The 8,431-nt window shown below is 70.3% G+C and carries 5 protein-coding genes and 1 pseudogene; 3 read left to right on the top strand and 3 right to left on the bottom strand.

Features of this window, described 5'->3' with window-relative positions; translation table 11 throughout:
- From DMB66_RS51220 to DMB66_RS51210, 3 genes are all read left to right on the top strand, one after another.
- Positions 1-539: cation diffusion facilitator family transporter (locus tag DMB66_RS51220; RefSeq protein ID WP_148112861.1), on the top strand; the 539-nt coding region annotated here is incomplete at its 5' end.
- A 170-nt stretch (positions 540-709) separates the two neighbouring features.
- The gene (locus DMB66_RS51215; protein ID WP_125811364.1) at positions 710-1,921 is read left to right on the top strand and encodes a hypothetical protein; all 1,212 of its coding nucleotides are present in this window, start codon (positions 710-712) and stop codon (positions 1,919-1,921) included.
- A 716-nt stretch (positions 1,922-2,637) separates the two neighbouring features.
- Entirely contained in the window at positions 2,638-4,407 is a 1,770-nt protein-coding gene (locus DMB66_RS51210) for a Wzz/FepE/Etk N-terminal domain-containing protein (protein ID WP_233625435.1), read from the top strand.
- Between the two features lie 425 nt (positions 4,408-4,832).
- Here DMB66_RS51210 and DMB66_RS51205 read toward each other — a convergent pair whose 3' ends face one another.
- From DMB66_RS51205 to DMB66_RS51195, 3 genes and pseudogenes are all read right to left on the bottom strand, one after another.
- Positions 4,833-6,647: a hypothetical protein gene (locus DMB66_RS51205; protein ID WP_233625434.1), complete on the bottom strand. Its 1,815-nt coding sequence runs from the start codon at positions 6,645-6,647 to the stop codon at positions 4,833-4,835.
- A complete protein-coding gene (locus tag DMB66_RS51200; protein WP_125811362.1) occupies positions 6,644-6,988 on the bottom strand; it encodes a hypothetical protein in 345 nt (114 codons plus the stop codon). Before DMB66_RS51200 ends, DMB66_RS51205 begins: the two co-directional genes overlap by 4 nt.
- Before the next feature lie 1,023 nt (positions 6,989-8,011).
- Positions 8,012-8,431: pseudogene (locus DMB66_RS51195) on the bottom strand (hypothetical protein); the annotation flags it as partial.

Genomic DNA, 8,431 nt, shown 5'->3' with positions numbered 1-8,431 from the left:
TGTCTATGCTGATCATCGCGGCGGTCGGGTTGGTCATCAATATCATCTCGTTCCGGCTGCTGACCGCCGGTGCGAAGGAAAGCCTGAACGTCAAGGGCGCATACCTGGAAGTGCTCTCCGACATGCTCGGCTCGATCGGTGTCATCGTCGGCGCTGTCGTGATCACGCTCACCGGGTTCCTGTACATCGACGCCATCATCGCCGCCGCGATCGGCCTGTTCATCCTCCCGCGCACCTGGGCCCTCATGCGCCAAGCCCTGCGCATCATCATGGAGGTCGCCCCACCCGGCATCGACGTCGATGCCGCCATCCGCGACCTGGCCGCGGTCCCCGGCGTCGCCGAGGTCCACGACCTACACATCTGGACCATCACCAGCGGAATGGAAGCCGCCACCGCCCACATCGTCATCGCCGATGACGCCGACTGGCACGCCGTGCTCGATCGCACCCGCCAGATCCTCGCCGAGAAGTACGGCGTCACCCACCCGACCATCCAGCTGGAACCCGCCGACCACGTCGAGCAACCCGTCGGCTTCTAACCGGATCGGACCGGACGGTCACCAGGCGGCGTGGGACGGGATCCTGGCTTGCCCTGGTGACCTGCGCCGGCCGGCCGCTTCCCCGACCGGCTGCGGTGGGGGCCTGCTGGTGATGGTGCGGCCGGTAGCTACCGTGAACCCCAAGATCTTTGCCGGGACGAAAGGATTCCATGGCTGACCCGCTGCACCACCCGACGCTGTTGACGAAAATGCGCGCCACCCTCGCAGGGGAACGCGACACTGTGCTGTTGGAAGCCCTGCGCGGCGCTGGCCGGGCCGCCTTCGACGAGTTGATGGCCGCCGAGAAGCTGCGCGATGAGCTCACCGCGGGCGGAACCACCGTGTGGGACGCGCCGGCTGCGGTCGCCAGCCAGTTACTTGCGGCGTGGAACGCGTTCGTGCTGCAGAGCCTCGGCGAGGCGTTCCTCGATGCCGACTACGCCGCGAACCCGGGCACCGTCGGCTACGTCCCTCCGGTGACCTTCCAGCAGGTGTCCGGGTGGCTGTCCGCGGTGGAGGGCTGGATTTCGCGGGCTCGTCAGGCCCGGGTCAACCCGGACTACGACATCAGCACCGAACTGGCGTTGCCAGCGGGGCTGCCCGCGTGGGTCGAGGTCGAGCCGTGTCCGGCCGAACACCTGGCCGCGCTACTCGCGGCGATCCCACCGGTGCGCGAACACATCGATGTGGCGCTGTTCGCCCTGGAACGCCGCGACGTGCCGGCGCGGCATCAGCAGGCCGTCAACCGGCTCAAGCAGCTCGCCGCCGAGGCCGCCGCAGCCGCCGACTATGCGGTGAGCCTGAGCACGCAACGTCACCACCCCGGGCTCCACGAGCTGATCGAGAACAACCTGAAGAACGCCCTGGAGCTGTGGTTCCATGTCGGGCAGCTCGCCGCTATGCCGCGGCTACTCGACAACTACCGGGCACTGCGCCCCGCCGCACGCCCCGACGTCGCCGCCCTGCCCGGCGGGTCACGGTTCGACCCGTGGTGCCTGACCGACCGGGCCACCCTCGCCCGCTGGCAGCGCGATCCCCAGGCCCGACAAGCCATCGCCGAGATGTGGCAGTACGACCCCGACCCCGCGGCCACCCTCACCCTCAAGGCGCAGATCGACGCGGCCGTCGCCGCCGGCGACGTGGTCCTCCACCGCACCCGAGCCGGCAGCACCTGCTACTACGAATGCCCCTGGTCACCGCTGTACGAGGTCCGCCGCCCCACTCGGATCGCCGGCCGCTCCCTCAAGGTCCTCGAACAGTTCACCCTCCAGGCAGCTGCGGACGACGTGCTACGCGGCGGCACATTCGAACGCGGCATCGTCACCGGCCCGTTCCAACCCACCAACGAAGTCGACTACTGCGACCCCGACGGCCTGCACTGAGCAAGCCAAGGCCCCGACTTCGGGACTCGGCCTACGAGGCGGGAGTCCCGCATCCGCCCCGCCGTGCCCGCGGCTCGAACCACTTGTCTGGAGCCAGATTTCTACCTGCCATACCGTGGGGATCGACGATGGACCGCTGTCGGGCTGCCTTTCCACAGGCGGCGATATGATGCCGGTGTCGACGCGTTGGCCCGTCAATGCCACGTGGCAGCCATGTGTTCTATGTGTCGGTCCGTCACTCGTGATCTCGCCTGGCGTTAGACTCCGCGGTTGCTTTCCGCTCGTGGGGGCGAGGTGCGTGACGTGAGGCGACGGCCACCGCGGTGGAGGTCAGCGATGCGTGGCCGACCAGCGAGCGGATGTTCGCGAGCGGCGGCACCGTGTGCAGGAGCGAGCCCGGGTGCGCCCGCCCCGTCGGCACCGCGGCCTGGTCGTCTTCGTCACCGGCTACTCCGGGCTGGATCGACGACCCGTTCGAGGAGCCGGCTGACGTTGGACACGACGGACATGACCGTGGTCGAGGCCATCGACGTGGTGCTGGCCTATCTGATCGAGAGCGGCTGGGTGGAACCGAACATGAAGTAACCGGTGGCGGTGGAGTAGTTACGCAACGGCGTACGGGCCGTTTACCCCCTACGGGGGCGAAACGCCCGACTGCTGCCGAACTCACTTCACACCCCGAAGGGGCCGCCGAACCGATGGAAGATCCGCGCCCGGTGTCTGCCGACCTCTCGCACTACCTGGGCGTGTTCCGCCGGCACTGGTGGGTCGTGCTCGCCGCCGCGAGCGCCGGCCTCGGATTCGGCGCCCTGATCACCCAGGCCATGCCGAAGGTCTACGAATCGTCGACCTCGGTGCTGGTGCAGGCCGTCTCCGGGGACACCAACGCGTCCGGCGGCCGGACCAAGGGCCAGATCAACCTGGACACCGAGGCCCAGCTCGTCGGCTCGGGCGCGGTCGCCGTCAAGGCCGCGGCCCTGCTGCGCTCCCCGGTCTCCCCGATCGAGCTGGCCCATGACGTGTCCGTCGAGGTGCCGGCCAACACGACCGTCCTGGTGATCCGATTCTCGGCGGACACCCCCAAGGGCGCGCAGGCCGGGTCGCACGCGTTCGCGGAGGCGTACCTGCGCAACCGGGAGGAGACCGCCCGGGCCGGGCTGGACCAGCAGATCAAGACGCTGACCCTCAAGGCCAAGCAGCTGACCACCAGCCTGAGCAACATCAACAACCGGCTGGCCAGGGCGGCGGACGGCAGCTTCGAGCGCAGCAACCTGGAGAGCCTGCGCAACAACTCGCAGAACCAGCTCAACAACATCACCGGCCGGCTCAACGAGCTGACCACCGCCACCGTGGGCGCCGGCAGCATCATCAGCGACGCCCGCGAGCCCGACGCCCCGATCAGCCCGAACGCGATGCTCAACATGGCCACCGGCGCGATGGCCGGCCTGCTCATCGGGCTCGGGCTGGCGTTCGCCCGGGAGCGCTTCGACCGGCGGCTGCGCAGCGCGGGCGACGTGCGTGACCGGGGGCGCATCCCGGTGCTGGCGGCGCTGGACGAGCGGACCACCCCGCGTTTCGACGACGTGCTGCAGCCGTACGGGCCCGGCGGGCGGGTCTTCAACCGGCTGCGCAACGAGGTCCTGGCCAGCCTGAACAGCGGTGACCAGATCATCGTGGTGACCGGCGCCAGCCGGGGCTCCGCGACCACGCTGGTCGCCGCGAACCTGGCCGCCGCGCTGGCGCGTACCGGAAGTGATGTCGTGCTGATCGGCGCGCACCTGCCGGACAGCGTCGTGGACGCGGCGCCGCTGGCCCGGATGCTCGGCGTCGCGCCGATGCCGGGCCTGTCCGACCTGCTGGCCGGCCGGATCGGCCTGCACAAGGCGATGCAGCGCACCCCGCGCATCCCGTCGCTGCGGGTCATCACGACCGGCGGCACGGCGACCGCGGCGGGCCTGATGCAGTCCCAGCGGCTGCGCGACACGCTGGACGCCCTGCGCCGGCAGACCGGCTACGTGGTCATCGAGGCCCCATCGACCAGCAGCAGCGCCGACGCCCAGAGCCTGGCCAGCCTCGCCGACGCCGCGATCCTCGCGGTCGAGCTGCGCCGCGCCAAGCGCCCCGCGCTGCTGGACGCGGCCGAGCAGCTCAGCCGGGTCGGCACCCCGCTGCTGGGCGCGGTGGTGCTGCCCCGGCTGAACGCGATGCGGGCCGACGAGCAGAACCTGCCGGCGGTCACCCTGCCGGCCGAGCGCCGCCCCGAGCCCCGTTCCGACGAGCGCGCGGAGCCGCGGCCGGACGAGACCGCGGTGCTCGACGCGGAACGGACCCAGGCGATGCGGCGGCCGGCCGGTCCCACCCCCGGCGGCCCGGTCCGGTCGCGCCCGAGCGAGCTGGACGAGGTCACCGCCATCATCGACCTGGGCTCGGCGGGCACCCAGACCAAGACGGCCGAGAAGACCGGCGAGCAGCCGGACCAGAAGTGACGCTGTTCGTTCCGGGCGGTCCTGGCACTACCGGCACCCGGGCCGCCAGGCCCGCGCACAGCGCTCCGGTGAAGAGTCCGCCATCAACGCTCGCACCTCCGTCCTGGCCTCCCTGCAACTACTCACCGACCCCGTCGACCTCGACCGCCGCTTCGAGCTGGACGCGGACGCCGCTCTGACCCAAGCACCCCACGCCGCCGCCATCCTGTTCGGAAGTGGCGACGCGGTAGCCTCCCCTCGTCCACGGCCTCCGTCATCTCGACGGACTCATCGGCGTCCACCCCGCCCAGCTGCCACTACGCCGGTGACGTCGACACCGCCGGCGAGGCAGCTGGGCTACTGATGGTGGGTGCGGCTACGGACTGAACTTGATGGAGGGCGCGGGTTGGCCGCACTCGTGGTAGGCGTGTTCCTTGCCGGGCTGGTCACTCCTTGGAGTCGGTGAGGTCGCGGACGTCCCATATCCACACGCCCGCGACCCAGACGGCGTCGCGCGACAGCAGTCGGGTCATCGCATCGCGCAGCAGCCCGTCATTGGGCTGACGAGCGACGACGATGACGCCCGCGCGCCAGTACCGCAGGTCGTCGAGCAGGTCAGCACGCCCTAATTCGGAGGTGAACAGCGCCGGCGGGCCGCCATACCGCAGCCGCGCGAAGTAGACGTCTGTTGGCCGGGTCGGCGCGGAGAAGCTGGCCGGACCGGTGCCGGACTCCTCGGACGGTCCGAGGAAGTAGCCGCGGGCGATGCGCAGAGAAGGGCCGGCTGAAGCGGACCAGCGGATCGGGTCGGGGTAGCGGTTGTCCGGCAACGGCAAGGTCACCAGGGAACGATCCTCGCCCAGATAATCCCGCCACAGGCCCGCGCTGATAAAGCCGGGCGTCGGGTCCTTCGGGGCGGTGGGCAGGGCGGTGGGCGTCAGCGGGATCAGCGCCATGGCCAGAATCGTGGTGAGCGCTACGGTGATGGGCTCGCGCAGGTGCGGGTCGGCCGTGGCGCGTGCCGTCCAGACTCGTTGGCAGGCCACGGCGAGCAGGATCCCGATGACCGGGGCGAGCAGCATGCCCCACCGGGTGGGCACCACCGACTCCAGGATCGGCACCTGTTGCAGCCCCGCCCACGGCGTCGGGATCCCGGTGCCGGCGATGCGGGTGCCCAGAGACAGCACGGCGGCCACCCCGGCGACCCAGGCGAGCGCGATCACCTGCGGGCGCCGCCGCAGCCAGACGACGATGGCCGCCGCCAGCAAGACCAGTCCCCAGCCGAGGAAGGTGTTCTCCTCGGCCGCGTTCTGCGCCAGCCCCGCCGCGGAGACTGGGTCACCGCCGAGCGACTGTCGGCCCAGCGCGACGAAGGCGCCCGGGTCGGTGCCCATGGCCCGGATGTGGGACGGCAGACCCTGGTAACTCTGCGGACCCCGAAAGAGCAGATGCAGGGGGTACGCCAGGACGACGCCGACCACCAGCGCGGCCACCCCGAGCCCTCGGGCGAACGTCGCGGCCGACCGACGCAACGTGGGACAGCGCACCATCATGGCCGCGCAGAAGAGAGCGAGACCGGTAGCGGTCAGCAGCAGGACCTCGAGGTTGATGAACGCCTGCCAGACGACCAGCGCGGCGAGCCGGACACCGCCACGCACCCAGCGGCCCGGGCGGCAGAGCCGGAAGGTGGCCAAGATGAGCAGCGGCACCAGGAACTGCGCAACGATGTTCGGGTGGCCCTGGGCGTGCGAGACAGCGCTCGGGGCGTACGCGATGAACCCGGCGCCGACCGCCGACGACTGGGGCGACAGCCGGAAACCGCGGGACATTACCGCGAACCAACAGACGCCGGTGGCGGCGAGCGCGCCGGTCAGGAAGATGACGAACGCAATGTGCGGGCCGAGCAGCAAGGTGAGCGGCGCCAGCGGGAGGGAGATTCCCAGCACCGAGGTGTTGGCCATCATGTTCACGCCGTCGGGGTAGTTCTGCGACAGCGAGAAGAACGGGTCCGAGCCGCGGGTCACGACCCGGGCGCCGTGGGCGAGCATCCACTCCAGGAACGCCTCGTCGGGCGGGTTCTCGGCCAGCCCGTTGTCCGGGTTGAGCCACAGCCGCCCGGTCACCGCGAACGCCATCCCGGTCATCGCCGCCGCCACCGTCACGTCGAACCACGACCACGACCTCCTCGGCTTCGCCTGTGGTTTCGGTGGCTCGTCGCGTGTCCGGACCGGCGCGGCGGGCGGGTCGAGCAGCAGGCTCATCGAGCCTGCGCCAGCCGCTCCGGTGCTTCGGCACGCAACGTCCGCAATGTGCGGATCGCGTCGACGGCCCTGTCCTTGCCGCCCGCCTGCACCGCGGACACCGCCACGGACTCGTCAGTGATCGGGCCGGGGGTGGCCCACAGGACACCGCGCTGAAACGTGACCGCGCGGACGATGTTACGGATCTGGAGTGGCGCCAGCGCGACCAGGCCGAGCATCACCCCGACCGCGACCAGCGCCCAGCCCTCGTGCGGCAGCAGCCGGAAGCCCTGCGAGTTGGTGGGCGGCAGGGCCGCCGCCGACGCCACGCCGAGGACCACGACCACAACCGCGCCGATCACGGTGATCAGGCGCAGTCGACGCGGCCGGATCCGAAGCACACCGGAAGGGACGGGCTTACAACCGATCACCTAAGCAGCTTAGGAGATCAGGTGAGAACAACCCAAACCTGGGGTACTGACGCAGCGAACTCAGAACTCTCCGTGGCAGCCCGACGGCACCGGCCACCCGCGACAAGTCGCCGCCAGCACGAGCACCACCACAGACGTCGCGAGCAGCTCGCCCACGATGGTGGCGGAGCCACTCACCGATCTGCAGCGTGCGAGGGTTGCTGGCCTGGACAGTCGGGTTGCTGCCGCTGGCCAACCTGCCGGTCGAGACTCTGCGCCGCCGCAGGCGAGCAGTCTGCCCGGCCGACGGGCCGCACTCGCCGGCCGGACGCAGGTCATATCGTCGGCCGGGCTGAGGCTCCGCGCAGGATGGGCCTCCCGCGGCGGCGTCGGCACCGGCTCGCCCGCCCCGAGGCGGATCTGCGTCCCGGCGGGCGGCGCGGACCCCCTTCAGAATGACGACGACCTCGGCTAGCTCGATGCGCCAGCAACCCTGGCGAGGCTGAGCGTGCCGGTCGGAGCACTGGCGGGCCACGGCTGGGTACAGGCGTCGGCAGGCAATGCCCTGGCCAGACCGTCCATCCCTGACGCACCGCTCGGCCAGGTGCCGGTCGCCGGCAGGCTTCCTTTCTCCCAGAACGGTCGGCGGCCGGTGCAACCCACGAGGGACGCATCGAGGTTCGCCGCATCAACCTCATCCAGCTCGCCCAGAACTGCCGTATCCGGTCCACGGCGCGTACGTGCTGATGACCGAGCGGATGCCCGCTTCCGGGGCGGCGTTGGCGCCGATTTCTGTGCCCACCGAGAACGCATGGCAGAGCGGTGCGTATGCCATTCAGCGGTGGATCTTCGCGGCGGCGATCCTCGGGTGGTACACCTGGGCAGCAAGTGGTCCCAGGGCCTGCCCGGGCGACAGGGAGCGGCACCAGAGACGCGATGCCGCAGCGAGAGCAGCCGCAGGCAGCTGCATGAACCCTATGCGACGCCGGGACGCGGGCAGTTGCCGGCAGTCCAGGTGTCGTAAGGGATCACCCAGTTCAAGCAGTAGTCTCCGGTGCGCTGCTGGGTGCTGTCGGCGGTCAACGTGCTGACGTCGTCGCGCCAGTACCGGGCGTCGCCGCCGCCGGAAGGGCGCAGTTGGACGTTGTCGACCGTCACTGGAGGCACGTCGATGCGGGTCGGGCGGCGAGGGTCGGTGTAGACCTCGACGTACTGCTCGACGTACGCGCTCGGTCCGATCGGCAACTTCTGGGCGGTCAACAACTGCCACCGATTGTTCCACCATAGCCACGCCTGCCAGACGCCGTCGGCGCCGGTTCGGACCTCCAGCCATACCTTGTCGCCGGGATTGATGGCGTATTGTTCATAGAATTGCCACGCTCCGCTGTTGGTATC

Source organism: Actinoplanes sp. ATCC 53533, from assembly GCF_003947245.1.
This window is presented reverse-complemented; position numbering and strand designations above follow the sequence as displayed.

Coding starts and splice junctions, on each gene's coding strand:
- DMB66_RS51205 (WP_233625434.1), bottom strand. CDS start 6,647: ATGAGCCTGCTGCTCGACCCGCCCGCCGCGCCGGTCCGGACACGCGAC.
- DMB66_RS51215 (WP_125811364.1), top strand. CDS start 710: ATGGCTGACCCGCTGCACCACCCGACGCTGTTGACGAAAATGCGCGCC.